The following is a 14,803-nucleotide window of genomic DNA, read 5'->3' as shown; positions in this document are numbered from 1 at the left end:
GTCCCCAGTTCCTAGTCCATAGACCCAAATTCAAAATACTATACTACTGATACTACTTGATAGTAGAGTTCTTTGAAATGCTAATTATCCCCTGGCGAAAATCACTGGCATGAAGTAACAGAAACGATGAGCAAAATCTAGTTTGAAACATCTTATCCAAAATCATAAATTTTAATTAGAAAAAATATATATTCCGGTTATGAAAAACCATATCAAGTAATTGTAGTTATACAAAGACGGTTCTAATTTCCCTGTAGAACTGCAAGGCAAAATTATTTATTCTTGAGGTCAACTAATGCAGGTGGTGTCAGCTAGAGATATTACAGAGCGCAACCAGTCCCAAAAGGCTTTACAAATCAAAGAAAATCGTCGGCGAAAACAAAGCCAGACGCTGGTGCAACTGGCAAGAAGCAAGACATTTCAGCAAGGTGATCTCAATGCGGCTTTAAGAGAAATAACAGAGGCTGCTGCTCGGACGCTTTTAGTGAAGCGAGTTGGTGTATGGTTATTTAATCAAGAACGTTCAAAAATTGAATGCATCGATTTATATGATGTAAATACCAAGAAGCATAGTTTTGGTAACTCGCTTTCAGAAAAAAATTATCCAGCTTATTTCCAGGCTTTAGAAGAAGAACGTACCATTGCCGCAGATGATGCCATCAACGATACAAGAACCCAAGAATTATCCGAGTCTTATCTTTCAGTTTCGGGCATCACATCCCTGCTGGATGCACCGATTTGGCTAGAGGGTCGTTTGGTGGGCATAGTCTGTCACGAACACATAGGCGAAGAACGCCAATGGACTTTGGAGGAAGAGATTTTTGCTGGCTCGATTGCAGATTTCGTGACGCTGGCTATAGAAGCGAAGGAGCGAAACGTCGTACAGGAAGCATTGCGACAGAGTGAGGCGCAATTTCGGGCGATTTTTGAGCGTTCTTCTATCGGCATTGGACTTATAGATATGAAAGCGCAGATAGTCGATACTAATCTGGCACTGTGCGAGATTTTAGGATACAGCCGAGAAGAGTTATACGGCAAGCGCTTTACAGATTACATTTCCACACAAAGGGGGGATTTAAAACTTTACAAACAACTGATGTCAGGAATTCACACAAACTTAAAAAGAACTTCGAGGGTAGGCTTCCAACCTTCCAAACATCAGGAACAGTTTGTCGAAAGACATCGGATTGAGATGGAAAGACGCTGCCTGCATCAAAATGGTAGCTTAGTTTGGACTCATATCTCTGTTTCTGTTATACCAGCGAGCAATGGTGAACCTGAGTTTTTTCTAGCGATGATTGAGGATATTACTGAACGGAAGGAAACAGAGTTGAAACTTCGTGCTTCTCAAGAAGCAGCAGAAGCTGTCAGTCGGGCAAAAAGTGAATTTTTAGCAACCATGAGCCATGAGTTGCGGACGCCTCTCAATGCGATTATGGGTTTGTCGCAGTTGTTGCAACAAGAAATAGTTGGCTCTCTCAATGAAAAGCAGAACGAATATGTAAATTGTATATACAGTAGTGGTGAACATCTGCTGGCACTAATTAACGATATCCTTGATTTATCTAAGGTAGAAGCAGGCAAAGAGGAACTGTTACTCTCAGCTTTGCCAGTGTCAGATTTATGTAATTATGCTATATGGACAGTGCGCGATCGCGCCTTAGAAAAGGGATTGCAACTCACCTGTAAAATTGACCTAGAAGAGGATATTTTTTGTTTTGCTGATGAGTGGCGCATTAAGCAAATGCTACTAAACCTGCTCACCAATGCGATTAAATTCACCCCAGCCGGTCAGGTATCGCTGGTAGTCAAAAAAGTATCGCAAGGAATAACGTTTACAGTTTCAGATACTGGAATTGGTATAGACTCAAATCAGTTTCAATTTCTATTTGAACCGTTTAAACAACTTGACAGTCGGTTAAATCGGCAGTATGAAGGCACTGGTTTGGGTTTAGCTTTAACACGCAAATTAGCGCGTTTGCATGGTGGAGATGTGACTGTTACATCGACTTTGGGAGAAGGTAGTCAGTTCACTCTATTTCTACCAAATTTAGTGGATGTGCAAACAGGACAAGATGAAGGAGATGAGCAAGATACAGCAGCAACATCCTCCCCAGCTACCCCCGAAAATAAAATCATTTTACTTGTGGAAAAAGAGGAAAATACTGCCATAGTATTGCAAGATTATCTTCAGATAATTGGCTATAAAGTTAAGTGGATAGACAGCGTAAATAACTTTTTAGAACAAGTGCGAAACCTCAGACCAAATTTAATTTTGTTGGATGTCCAGTTAGTAGGTGATGCTAATAGCCGAGATTTGCTAAATGTTCTCAAACAAGAGCCTTATTTCCCAGATTTGCAGGTGGTGATGATGGGCTTTAGTGACCTTCCAGAGGAGAAGCTTTCTATTCTGCAAGCTGGTGCTAACGACTATCTTCTCAAACCAATTCGGGTAGTTCAATTAGAGTCAATATTGACACGATATTTGAGTTATAGCGATTTTCAGATTAACGAAACACCAATTTAGACGCTAGGCGATCGCATTCATATTTTTAGTCTTAAAGAGGTATTGTAAAATCATGCGAGGCGATCATCTAACCTTCATCATCCCTTAGGCGTAGCCTAACCCAGGCATCGCTGCCATCAATATAAAAGTGTGAAGATTATACAAAGTTCAGTATTTTTATATACATTTATCAATCAATGATGTGAAGACTATGCAAAGATGTCTCTTTAAGTATAGACATCTAAGTAAATATTTTGTATTTAGTTATCATGTTGCCAAAAGCTTCAACTCTTTGCGAGTTAATTGTGTCCTAAAACAGCACTAATACCAATTCACGAAAATCCTGATACATATAGATTTCTCGTAGGGGCAAGGCGCAATGCCCATAGGTGTCAACTTAAGCTCAAACGCTTATCCACAAGCGTTTTACCCCACCCCTCAATCCCCTCCTTGCTTGCGGGGAGGGGAAGTTTTGGCTTTAGACAAAACTGGGGTGGGGTGAGGCGGATCGTGATGGTAAGTCAGTGAACTCAATATCACGTCTTTACAAGAGTTTCACGTTAAGTTGACACCAATGGGCATTGCCATGCCCTTACCAGGGTATTTGTATCATTATTAAAGTGAAATGGTGTAACAGTAGGTTGATAACTTAAGTTAGTAAAAAATCGATTCAGGTAGGTAAAAGTTATGGCAAATATCATTGGAACCAACGGTAATGATACTCTAGTGGGCGACTACTTCGACGAGGATACAATTGACGGTCTAAGGGGGAACGATACCATCACAGGTGATATAGACAATGACATCCTGACTGGTGGCAGCGGCAAGGATAAATTTGTTTATGACTTGTACGACGGCATCGATATTATCACCGATTTCGGTGGCGTAGGTAAAGGCTCAAATCCCTCGGCAGCAGTCATTGCCGAAGTGGATACCCTGATATTCCAAGATAGAACTGCCCGAAATCTGCTACTCGTCCAAAATGGTAACAATCTGGAAATTACCTTTGAAGAGGTGGGTGATCTGGGTGATCTGATTGGTAACTATCTGATTTACTCTAGGGATCCAGATTTCGTTGAGACGAAAGTCATCTTGCAAAACTTTAACCTGGAAAACCTAGATAACCTATCAACGCTGGGCAATATCCAGTTTTCTGCGCAAAGCACCATCAGTGATAGCTTTGATGTCGTCAATGCCAACTCCACCCAAGAGAACCCGTTCAACAAGAACAGAGTTACCTTTTTTAACGACCTGAATAACTATGTCATCGGCTTTGACAACTCAAATGATGTCATCAATGGTCAGGGCGGTAATGACAGCATCAACGGCAAAAGTGGCAACGACCTGCTGCGCGGTGGTACGGGGAATGATACTCTCATTGGTGATCTGGGCAATGACACCCTTGTTGGTGGTACTGATAAGGACTTGCTGCGAGGTGGTACGGGGAATGATACTCTCATTGATGATAGTGGCAACAACATCCTCAACGGTGGCACTGGTAACGATACCTTGAATGTTGAGGGTTCAACAGGCGATAACCTACTCTCTGGGGACAATGGCAATGATTATCTCTTTGCCTCCAACACCTATCGCTACCCCTTGTATTCTACTTCAGGGAATAACACCCTCAACGGTGGCGCTGGTGACGATACCTTGAATGTTGACGGTTCAACAGGTGATAACCTACTTTTTGGGGACGATGGCAATGATTATCTCTCTGCCTCTGGTTACTACGACTACTTCTACTACGAGAAATATGAGACTTCAGGCAATAACACACTCAACGGTGGTGATGGTAACGATACCTTGGATGTTCGATCTTCAACAGGCGATAACCTAGTCTTTGGGGGCGATGGCAATGATTATCTCAGTTCCTATGCCTACACAATTAGAGGCAGTCTCTTTGACTCCTCAGGTAATAACACTCTCAACGGTGGCGATGGTAACGATACCTTGATTGTTGGTGGAACAGGCGATAACCTAGTCTTTGGGGGCGATGGCAATGATTCTCTCTCTGTCTATGGCTACTTTGAATCCTTCCAAGAATTCAATAATGTTCCTGGAAATAACACCCTAAACGGTGGCGCTGGTGACGATACCTTGAATGTTGACCTACCACAAAGCGATAACCTTCTAAATGGGGGCGATGGTAATGATTCTCTTTTTGTCTCTGACCAGCAGTATTATTACAACGATGATGGCGCTTTTGGAAATAACACGCTAAACGGTGGTGCTGGTGACGATACCTTGAATGTTGACAGTTCAGCGGGTGATAACCTACTCTCTGGGGGCAATGGCAATGATTATCTCTTGGCCTCTGGCAACCTTGACGGTAATATCGCCTCAGGTAATAATACCCTCAACGGTGGCGCTGGTAACGATATCTTGAAGGTTGACAATTCTACAGGCGATAATCTACTTGATGGGGGCAATGGCAATGATTTCCTCTCTGCCTCTGGCGCCTTGGGCAATAACACCCTCAAGGGTGGCGCTGGGAATGATACCCTAACAGGTGGGAACGGTAATGATACCCTCTATGGAGGAAATGGTGCTGATACCTTTGCTTTCAATAGTTATAATGAAGGCGTTGATAGTATTTATGACTTCAACGCAAATAATGAAGATATTGAGGTATCGGCTGCTGGTTTTGGTGGGGGGTTATCACTATATTTCCTCTCTGCTAGTCGGTTTACACTTGGAACATCTGCAACAACGATCGCTCACCGATTTATCTATGATGACACTACAGGTGCATTGTACTTTGACCAAGATGGCAGTCGAGGTGCGTTTACTCAGGTAAAATTTGCACAACTATTTGGTGGAGTGTCACTAACCAATAACAATTTTTATGTGATTGCTTAATCGTGATGAGCGCTTCATGCTTCTAGCCAGATAAAAATAATAAATTCTGGAAATGCGAGATGCTATTATAGGCATATCGCATTCGATTTATTAATGAAAATAGTGTTAACAAAGCAATCGATATAGCAATCCTAAATCATTCTAGGTAGAAAATTTTTCTCATTTTCACATGGAGAATCCCAGCTTCTTCAAATATTTCTCCTTCTTCTACAAAGTTTAATTTTTGGTATAAAACTTTTACAGACTCTTGGGCGTGAATCACAACTTCTCGAACATTTTTACTAGCTATAATCTGTAGTGCATTTTCCATGATTTTCTTCCCAATACCCTGCCCTCTAGCTGTAGACAAAACAGCAAGTCTTTCTATTTTGGCTGTTTTTTCATTTAAATATCTAATTCTGGTAGTACCCACAGCTTTCTGATCTAAATAAGCAATCAAATGCTGAGATACTTCATCTTTGCCATCAAACTCTAAAGCGGGATTTACCCCTTGTTCTTCCTGAAAAACTGATTTTCTAATTGCTGCGATCGCTGGAAATTCTTCAGGTAAATCAGCAACTTTTATGACTAAATTACTCATCCAACTCTTTCTATATATAGTATATAAAAAAGGTGGGCATTGCCCACCCTACAAGCTTTAATCAGCCCCTTCAATTGGTGCAAAACCTTGGCGCTGAATATTTTCTGTCACCGCGCGTGGTTCGAGGAATTGCAAGAGGTAATCAGGGCCTCCGGCTTTAGAACCTACTCCAGAAAGTTTGAATCCACCAAAGGGTTGCCGCCCAACGATCGCTCCTGTAATATTGCGGTTGATGTACAAATTCCCGACTTCAAATTCTGTCTGCGCCTGCTGAATGTGCGAAGGTGTTCTAGAATAAAGTCCTCCAGTCAAAGCGTAGTTTGTACCGTTGGCGACTGCTAATGCTTCCTGGAAATCTTTGACTCTAATTACCGCCAGCACAGGGCCAAAAATTTCTTCCTGGGAAATTATCGCATTTGGCGATACTTCACTAAAGATAACTGGGCCGATAAAATATCCTTGTTTGGGTGCTGGTAATTCTAATGCCACTTGTGCTTCTGCCCTACCCTTTTCAATATACTCGCGGATGCGATCGCGGGCATTAGCATCAATCACCGGCCCAACTTGTGTACTCGGTAACTCTGCTTCCCCAATGTTCAAGGATTTTGTCGCTTCCACCAATCGTTGCACAAAGGCATCATAAATCGGTTGCAGCACAATCACCCTGGAAGCGGCAGAACATTTTTGTCCACTGTAACCAAATGCCGACTGCACTATCCCCACAACAGCTTGGTCTAAATCAGCACTTTCATCCACAATAATGGCATTCTTGCCACCCATTTCAGCAATCACCCGTTTCATGTGCTTTTGTCCGGGTTTTAAGATTGCCGCTTCTGCGTAAATTCTACAGCCGACTTCCTGGGAACCCGTAAAAGCAATTACATGAGTATCTGGATGATTTACCAAATAAGCACCGACTTGCGAACCCTTGCCGGGTACGTATTGAAATACACCTTTAGGAAAACCAGCATCTACCAAGATTTCTGTGAGTTTCGCTGCAATCACAGAAGATGTTTCCGCAGGTTTTAGGAGAGTACAATTGCCTGAAACCAAAGCTGCAACCGTCATTCCGCAAGCGATCGCTAGCGGAAAATTCCAGGGAGAAATCACTACAGCAATTCCCCGTGGCTGGTAGATATAATGATTAGTTTCACCAGGTATGTCATAATTCACACCTTTATCTAACCGTTCTATCTCATCAGCGTAATAGCGACAAAAGTCTATCGCTTCCGAAACCTCTCCATCAGCTTCCTTAACTGGTTTCCCAACTTCCAAAACTATCCAAGCGGAAAGTTCAGCGCGGCGGAGTTCCATCAAATCACCCGCTTTCCGCAAAATATCAGCGCGTTGTTTAGCTGGTGTTTTTTTCCATCCAGGAAACGCCGCTTTCGCAGCTTGCATCGCCTGTTCTGCTTGTTCAACGCTAATCAACCCAACCTTACCAACTACTTCACTGAAATTAGAAGGATTGAGAGAATCAACAAATTCTGGCGGATTAACATACTCGCCATTAATTAGGGGTAAATAAGTTTTACCCAACTGTTGGCGAACGCTTTGAAAAGCTTGCGCCGCCTTCGTTCTCACCTCTTCCTGGGCGTAATCCGTATCAGCAGCACCAAGGAAATGAGAGTTAGGAGACGCGATTAATCGTGTCTGTACGTTAGGAGACGCGATTAATCGCGTCTGTACGTTAGGAGTTAAAGAGTTCTTTTCCTCTTTGACAATCGGCGGCGCTAATAATTCTTCAATTGGTCGATTTTCGAGATTTTGCCGTAAAAAAGAACTATTAGCTGTATTTTCCAACAACCGACGAATTAAATACGCCATTCCAGGTAATAATTCACCGTAGGGACAGTAAACTCTGACTCGATAACCCCTGTCAACCAAAGCCTTGGCAACTTTATCACCCATACCATAGAGGACTTGTAATTCAAAACGACGGCGAGGGACATTTAAACTTTCAGCTATGGCAATGGCGCGAGAGTGCGATCGCACATTATGGCTACCAATGGCAGAATACACATATTGATGATTTTCTAGCAACAACTGAGTGATGGTTTCAAAGTTAGCATCAGTTGCCGCTTTGTCGTTGTAAACTGGCTGTGGCCAATGCTTCTGCACTGCTTTGATAGTTTCCTGATCCCAATATGCGCCTTTCACCAAGCGGATTGTTAGGGGATAGCCACGTTCTTTCAACCAAGAAATTAGGTCTTTGGTATCTTGCTCGCTATCACGCAGATATGCTTGAATAGTTATCCCAATATCTGTGCGTTGCCGAAACTCTTCTTCTAGTAGCAGTTTTTTCAAGATGCTGAGAGTTATGTCCTTGTAGGCATACTGTTCCATATCAAAATGGACAGCTGCACCCAACTCTTTAGCACGACGTAAGAGAATACGAATGCGATCGCTAACTCGCTCTTCACTACCTTTAGCATCTAATGGGTCAAATTGGGAATAAAACGCTGTTAACTTAACAGAAACCTGAACTTTTGGTATTGCTTCGCCATCAGCCTCATCAATAGCCGGAATAGCTGCCCAATTCTTCGATGCTTCCACCAATTGTTGCATTAATTCTAGATAGCGTTCTAGATAAGACTGCGCTTCGGCTTCGGTAATTACCGCCTCACCAAGTAAATCGATGGTGAAAGCCATTTTTTCTTTTCTTAGTCGTTCAACTGTTTTGATGACTTGTTTAATATTTTCCCCAGAAATATATTTATGAGCAAGAGTTTCAACGGCTGTACCAACGGTTGTAGCAGCAACTTGTCCTGGCATAGAGTCGGGGTTAGCAAAGTTTAGCATTCCCTTCAAAGCTGCCGGCAATTCTACAGACTCATCGCCTAAATATTCTTGTAAATGTGAGGCAATTTCTGATTTACTATGCAAAGCAGGTAGCGTATCTATAAACCGAAATAGTTGCACCCGCAACCCAGGATTACTCATCGCCCAAGCAAGTAATTTATCATCCCAACGCATTTGATCCCGCAGGGAAGAGAAAAACGAACGATTTTCCTGCGTTGCTGCTAGAAGTTGTTTAGCAATTTCTTGGGTTTTAGCTTCGTAGGTGCTTGTTTGTACTTGTAATACCACTGATAATAAACTCCGTTAATCAAGGCAAGGCTTTTTGTACAAAGCCTGTGTCTTCTATTTTGACGCTTTCATTTAGCTGTCACCATATTTAGTAATCTGTCAAGTCAACTTTGCTTGGTGAGATACTTCTTAAACATCTCTTTTTTTCTCTGACTCTGTGCCCTCTGTGCCTAATAAGGTTCGTTCTTTACCCTTCAAACTTCACTTGACAGACTACTAGTAGTCTGGCAAGTCAACAATGCTTGGTTCGTAGTGAGCGCTTTAGCGCTGAAATCAAGGAATAAATTCCTGATATTATGTCTGGCTAATTAATTATAATTTCCACATCTGTGCAAAAACCGGAAAACCCTCTTTCCCCCAGCAAGAACAGCAAGAACTGCGGTCTTAATGATAAGTCTTTAACCGGACACGATATGACTACAATACCTTCGCCAAAAAAAAGAGTATGAAGAGAGAGGGCCGCGCTATCGGGAGCAAATAGCTCCCCCTCAATCCATTACAAAAAGTTTACGATCCCCAGACGCAAGACTTCTCGCGTAAAGTCACAGGAATACCCGATAGTTGCATCGGCAAGAAACTTGCCAGCCAAACACTCTTTTGTCACCCCATAACCCCCAAGAATCTCAACTGCTGTTTGCGCGTTTTTGATTGCGACATCTGCTGTTCTTGAGTGAGACTAAAGTCAATCATGTTTTATTTTTTATTTATTCCTACTGCATAAATATACAGCTTTATTTAAAGTATAAAAGTCTAATACTTGGTATCAAAATGTCGCTTTTTTAAGCGGATTTTACTATTTCCCCTTTGTATATAAGTAGAAAAATTATTTGTATATACTAGTTCTAGAATATGCACGTCTCTTTCAACAAGCAAGTACAAAAGAAAAAAATGTCAAAAATACGTAAAAAAAAATCAATTGCTATAGCAAGGCAAACGCATCTAAACTTATTTACTCATCAAAGTTTTAATAGGATTTACTTATTTTTCCGATACTCAGAATGGGTATACTCACTCTATGCCTACAGAAAACTTCATGAATATTTTATTTTCTAACTGGCAACATACACTCCAACCCTTTGGCGTTGACCAGGTAGCGGCTGAGAAAGCCTTTAATGACTTGGTTGCAGCTTACTCTACCCCAGGTCGCTACTACCATACACTCAAACACATCGATCGCGTCCTCAGCACAATTGAGATTTTGCAAGGCTACACCAACAACCTAGCCGCTGTTCAACTAGCTGCCTGGTTTCATGATGTAGTATATGACACTCAAGCTCAAGATAATGAAGAACGAAGTGTAGACTATGCTTTTGATCTGCTGAGTAATTTAGGTATTCCAGAAAGTACCATAACTATTGTCAGGCGTCTGATTCTGAACACTAAAGACCACCAAGCCGCGGTGGATGACTATGATAGCCAAGTTTTACTTGATGCAGATTTAGCGATTTTGGCTACTAACCAAGTGCAGTATGAAGAATATGCCCATGCCATTCGCAAAGAATATGGCTGGGTGTCAGAAGCAGATTATATCACAGGTCGTCAGCAGGTTTTAGAACGATTTTTACAGCGATCGCGTATTTACTTTACGCCTTTAATGTCAGAGTTCGCCGAACCATGTGCCCGTGGCAATATCCAGGGAGAAATTCAGTCTTTATTGTCTGGTTAGTTTTACAGCGATTCTCATTTAGATGCAACACGCGCTAGGGGCGCACAGCTATGCACCCCTACGACAGACTTGTATTCTATGCAATTGAAATCAGCTAGAAATCTTGAATTGCTTACCGTCTGCCACCGCCACGGTGAGGAACTTCAGTATCTTGTAGCTTTCTTTTAGGTGCAAAGACTTCTTGATGTTGTTGCGGCTGAATTTTTTCCTGTGCAAACTTGACACGGGTGCGAACTCCGAGATCAACATCTGTATCGAGCATTTGCTGAAGTTGATTTGTAATCCGCGACGCTTGATCGGGTAAAGTGACTGCTATGGCAATGGCTAGTGTTTCTAAACTTGTCACTGCTGCATAGCGCACTACCCACTCTGGATCTTGAGAAATTAGTAATAGTGCCTCTAGTACCTGAGTCTGAATAGATTCTAGTTTTTCAGGCGGTACTTGATGCCAGCGCAAAGTGCCTAATCCCCTGGCAGCTGCCCGCCGCACACTCAGGGAAAAATCGGTCTTTGCTGCCTCTAACAAGGTATCCAGCGCCCGGACATCGCCAATTCCCGCTAAGGCACGAATAGCCCAGGCTCTAGCACCATAGTTGTAGTCATCAATTAGTTGCAATAGTGGTGATACTGCGGCTTCCCCGATCGCAATCAGCCCATCTACCGCCGCCACCGCCGCCCCTGGATTGTTGTAACCCAATGCTGCAATTAGTGTAGGAACAGCTTCTTCTATACCAGCTGCTGCTAACTCCTGAACTGCGTCTAATAAGCGATCCGAGGAATCTGCTTCTTCTACAGCACGGATCAATATTTGGGCAAGATCACTGTTATTCATAATAATTTTTCTTGAGTAATTAGCCGTCAGCCAATTGTAGCTTAAGTTATCCGTAGTTGACATCATACATAAACCCCCTAGCCCTGATTTTACAGATAGCTTGGGGGTTTATGTGTGGTAAAGATTTTTTTGTAACGTATTAATGACAACTGATTATCTAGAATTTATGACTACAACAGCGAGTCCATCAAATTCATCACTTTAATAGCACCTTCTGAGAAAGTGCTTGGTGTTATGTGATTAACTTGATGTTCTAATAATCCTTTAAGAGAAATTAGCTTTAGGCTATTTTCAGCAAGAGTCTGTGCGATCGCATCTGCTGCGGGTAGATACCCAATCGCTCCCAAATCTGCCAACACTGCTCGACGCAATTGCAATTTCTCCCCCGCCAGAGCTTGTACCAGCCGTTCTCCATAAACTGGTTCTTGGGTTAATTGATACATGGCTCGTGCGGCAGAATATTGCACCAATTCGATTGGATGCTCTAAGAATGCCTTGATCAAAGGGGCGAACTCAGTGGCCCTCAAGGTTCCCAAGGCTTCTAAAAGAGCATCGTAGGGTTGAGATAAATCAGGCTGTGATATCAGCTGCTCTCCCTGCAAACCTACTGCTAATAGCTTGATTAGCGCCGGAATACAAACCGGATCGCCCAGCATCTCTAAAGATTGTGCAGCCGCTTCCCGTACATAAAAATCTGAGCAGTCTAAACACCTAATTAAAGGTGATACTGCCTGGCGATCGCCTAGTTTTCCTAAAGCTCTAGCTGCGTTTCGTCGCAGAGGATATCCGCCTTCTGGTGTCCTGTCGGCTTCATCCTCTAAGGCTTTGATCAGTGCTGTAACCGCAGCTGGTTCACTTATACGAAACCTGCCCAACCACCAAGCAGCATAAAATCGCAGACCTAAATCTGCACTTTCAAGATTAGCGATCGCTTGCTCTACTGTTAAAGATCCACCGTCGGCATTGTCACCTGTCAGTGATAAATCTTTAATTTTCTCCGGACTGGGATTCATGGTTGTGTTCGCTATGTGTTGTCTCAGCGTTCAATGGCTGAATGCTGACTATTTTGCCACCCAAGCGAGTAATGCGCTGCATTTCCTGATTCATCCGGTTCTCAGGCACTGTGATAAACACACTGCCACTAGAACGAATGGGATAGGCGACTTTTTCTGTTTCTTCGCTTTGGCGCAGACCGACTACTTCATAGCGGAAGGAGCGGTTACTATTTCTACCATTAATTAGTCCAAGCATAAATCAATTCCAAATTTATAAATCGAAGTTCTCATTAGTCCTTGGTCTGAAATTAATGACCAATGACTAATGACACTAAAGTGGTTTCACGCTGGCGATTTTACCACCTTGTTTTACGACTCTCTGGAAGTAAGCAGATAGTCCTTCATAGGGTACAATAACAGCTTGATTGACCCGGCGTGTGCTAGGATACCCAGCTCCAAAAACGCCTGCCACTTCAATGCGGTAGAGTCTGCCTTCTTGACCAAAAGTTCCTGCACCACCGAAAGTGCTGTTGGGGGTAACGCCTTTTTCAGGAGCAACGTAGGAAAAGCCGGAAGGCCCACCAGATGGAGGAACAACAACAGATGCACTGTTGCGACCTAGTTCAACGGCAAGGCGAGAGGAATTACCTCTAAGTTGGGAGCGATCGCTACTGGCATAGCCGCGATAAAGTTGGAATATCCGGCTAAATCCGACAGTTTTCTGACCTGTTTGGGTTTCAAAGCCGCGATAGAAAGGCACAATATTTTCACCAAAGCTACTTTGATACTCTGCCGAATCAATATAGGAATCAATATCGGCTTCATATCCCTTGGTTTGATATAAGTCTAAGTGATAAATCACCTCAGACTCATCATAGGGAGCGCGACCCAACAAATGTTTATAGTTCAGTTCAATGACGCGAGTTTGAAAACTGTTGTAGAAAAACTTGGATTTGTACAGTTCTGATTTAGCTACTTGACGCACAAATTCTTGTACTGTACTTTTCCCATCGCGCAGAATAGATTCAGCGCTTGTGAGACGCTCAGATTTCATTAAGTAATCGTTGCCCAACAGCTGACGATAGACGGCAGTAATTACTATCTCTATGTCTTCTTTAGTTGCATTTGGGCGCAATTCTACAGGAGCATTATCACTAAAAGCTTCTGTTCCCAAACGGGATGCTGCTGTTGTAATAGCCATTGGTAATTTTCCTTTTGTAATTGGTAGTTGGGAAAAGTTAGGAGTTAAGAGTTAAGAGTAGGGCTAGAGTTAGGAATTGAAAACTCATAACTTCTAACTCTTAACTCCTCACTCCTGATTCCTAACTCCTAACTTAATTCCCTATTCCCTAATTTATACGGCTGTGATGCTAATCACCTTGCTGCCCTTACGATTAAGCTGCTGCAATTTGCTAGAAAGTTGTTCGTAGGGTACGAGCAATTCCGCAGTACTTCGCCGCACTACAGATGAGTTTGGAGAAGCTGCTTGTAGTACCCTAATTCGGTATGTTTTTCCTCTCTCACCTGTTGAGAGACCTGTTAAGGCTCCTGTAGAGACTGGGTAGATGGGTGAAGCCAGATTCTTAGCTATTTCCCAAGTTAGGCGTCCTTGTTTTTGCCCTTGAGCGCGATCGCTATTGGCATAACCCCGATACAGCTGGAACAGTCGGCTATAGCCAACGTTTTTCTGCCCTACTGGGCTATTAAAGCCACGATAGTATGGTACGATGTTTTCGCCAAAGCTTTCTTGATATTCTTGCGAGTCAATGTATGAGTTAATCTCAGCTTCGTAACCTTGTGAGTTGTAAAGCTCAACGTGGTACGAAATCTCTGACTCATCTTCTGGGGCGCGACCCAATAAATGCTTATAATTCAACTCGATAAAGCGATTTTGCGAGGTTGAATGGAAAAACTTCTCCCGATAGAGTTCCGACTGAGCAATGGCTAGCACAAAACCCCTAACTGAAATCGTACCTTGCTGCAACAGTGATTCCGCACTGACAAGACGCTCTGATTCCATTAGGTATTCATTACCCAAAACCTGACGGTAAGCTGCCCGGATGATCACTTCCACATCCGTTTCTTTTCTATCGGGACGTAGTTCTGCCAGTCCTGAGTTTTCAAAGGCTCCAATTCCTAGCCTTGTTGCTTGTCCCAAAGCTGCCATTTTTAAACCTCCTCAGTTTTAACTGGAAAACTGAAAAATTTTTAGAAAATTTTTTTCTAGTCTTTTAACAAGAAAGAATTCAGGAGTCAAAAGCCAGAATTCAGA

9 protein-coding genes and 1 pseudogene are annotated in these 14,803 nt (G+C 42.7%); 3 read left to right on the top strand and 7 right to left on the bottom strand.

Translation table 11 applies throughout. The features are described 5' to 3' along the window. The first annotated feature begins 295 nt into the window (after positions 1–295). Both LC586_RS06135 and LC586_RS06130 read left to right on the top strand, forming a co-directional pair. Entirely contained in the window at positions 296–2,527 is a 2,232-nt protein-coding gene (locus LC586_RS06135; RefSeq protein WP_229483702.1) for a hybrid sensor histidine kinase/response regulator, read from the top strand. Positions 2,528–3,193: 666 nt separating this feature from the next. Beyond that, complete coding sequence (locus LC586_RS06130) at positions 3,194–5,368, top strand: beta strand repeat-containing protein (protein WP_229483701.1); 2,175 nt, start codon at positions 3,194–3,196, stop codon at positions 5,366–5,368. A 136-nt stretch (positions 5,369–5,504) separates the two neighbouring features. Here LC586_RS06130 and LC586_RS06125 read toward each other — a convergent pair whose 3' ends face one another. Then, on the bottom strand, positions 5,505–5,948 hold the full coding sequence (locus tag LC586_RS06125; RefSeq protein WP_229483699.1) for a GNAT family N-acetyltransferase: 444 nt from the start codon (positions 5,946–5,948) through the stop codon (positions 5,505–5,507). A 57-nt stretch (positions 5,949–6,005) separates the two neighbouring features. Then, on the bottom strand, positions 6,006–9,038 hold the full coding sequence (pruA, locus tag LC586_RS06120; protein WP_229483697.1) for an L-glutamate gamma-semialdehyde dehydrogenase: 3,033 nt from the start codon (positions 9,036–9,038) through the stop codon (positions 6,006–6,008). Between the two features lie 1,015 nt (positions 9,039–10,053). Here pruA and LC586_RS06115 point away from each other — a divergent pair. Next, complete coding sequence (locus tag LC586_RS06115; RefSeq protein WP_229483696.1) at positions 10,054–10,704, top strand: HD domain-containing protein; 651 nt, start codon at positions 10,054–10,056, stop codon at positions 10,702–10,704. A 112-nt stretch (positions 10,705–10,816) separates the two neighbouring features. On the opposite strand, the gene cpcF is transcribed toward LC586_RS06115, so the two are convergent. From cpcF to LC586_RS06090, 5 genes and pseudogenes are all read right to left on the bottom strand, one after another. Further along, complete coding sequence (gene cpcF / locus LC586_RS06110; RefSeq protein WP_229483694.1) at positions 10,817–11,536, bottom strand: C-phycocyanin alpha-cysteine-84 phycocyanobilin lyase subunit CpcF; 720 nt, start codon at positions 11,534–11,536, stop codon at positions 10,817–10,819. Between the two features lie 170 nt (positions 11,537–11,706). Then, a complete protein-coding gene (cpcE, locus tag LC586_RS06105; RefSeq protein ID WP_229483692.1) occupies positions 11,707–12,549 on the bottom strand; it encodes a C-phycocyanin alpha-cysteine-84 phycocyanobilin lyase subunit CpcE in 843 nt (280 codons plus the stop codon). Positions 12,550–12,574: 25 nt separating this feature from the next. Continuing rightward, positions 12,575–12,787 (bottom strand): annotated as a pseudogene (gene cpcD, locus LC586_RS06100) (rod-capping linker protein CpcD); the annotation flags it as partial. Between the two features lie 75 nt (positions 12,788–12,862). Beyond that, on the bottom strand, positions 12,863–13,732 hold the full coding sequence (locus LC586_RS06095; protein ID WP_229483691.1) for a phycobilisome linker polypeptide: 870 nt from the start codon (positions 13,730–13,732) through the stop codon (positions 12,863–12,865). A 153-nt stretch (positions 13,733–13,885) separates the two neighbouring features. Continuing rightward, positions 13,886–14,698: a phycobilisome linker polypeptide gene (locus LC586_RS06090; protein WP_229483689.1), complete on the bottom strand. Its 813-nt coding sequence runs from the start codon at positions 14,696–14,698 to the stop codon at positions 13,886–13,888. Positions 14,699–14,803 lie beyond the last annotated feature (105 nt).

This window comes from Nostoc favosum CHAB5714 (genome assembly GCF_020829495.1).
GTDB lineage: Bacteria > Cyanobacteriota > Cyanobacteriia > Cyanobacteriales > Nostocaceae > Nostoc > Nostoc favosum.
Note: the sequence above shows the minus strand (reverse complement) of the source record. Positions and strands in the feature narration are given on the sequence as shown.

Excerpts from the sequence above, each read along its gene's own strand:
- LC586_RS06090 (WP_229483689.1), bottom strand. The coding sequence starts at position 14,698 with ATGGCAGCTTTGGGACAAGCAACAAGGCTAGGAATTGGAGCCTTTGAA.
- LC586_RS06130 (WP_229483701.1), top strand. The coding sequence starts at position 3,194 with ATGGCAAATATCATTGGAACCAACGGTAATGATACTCTAGTGGGCGAC.
- LC586_RS06125 (WP_229483699.1), bottom strand. The coding sequence starts at position 5,948 with ATGAGTAATTTAGTCATAAAAGTTGCTGATTTACCTGAAGAATTTCCA.
- LC586_RS06135 (WP_229483702.1), top strand. The coding sequence starts at position 296 with ATGCAGGTGGTGTCAGCTAGAGATATTACAGAGCGCAACCAGTCCCAA.
- cpcF (WP_229483694.1), bottom strand. The coding sequence starts at position 11,536 with ATGAATAACAGTGATCTTGCCCAAATATTGATCCGTGCTGTAGAAGAA.
- LC586_RS06095 (WP_229483691.1), bottom strand. The coding sequence starts at position 13,732 with ATGGCTATTACAACAGCAGCATCCCGTTTGGGAACAGAAGCTTTTAGT.
- LC586_RS06115 (WP_229483696.1), top strand. The coding sequence starts at position 10,054 with ATGCCTACAGAAAACTTCATGAATATTTTATTTTCTAACTGGCAACAT.
- cpcE (WP_229483692.1), bottom strand. The coding sequence starts at position 12,549 with ATGAATCCCAGTCCGGAGAAAATTAAAGATTTATCACTGACAGGTGAC.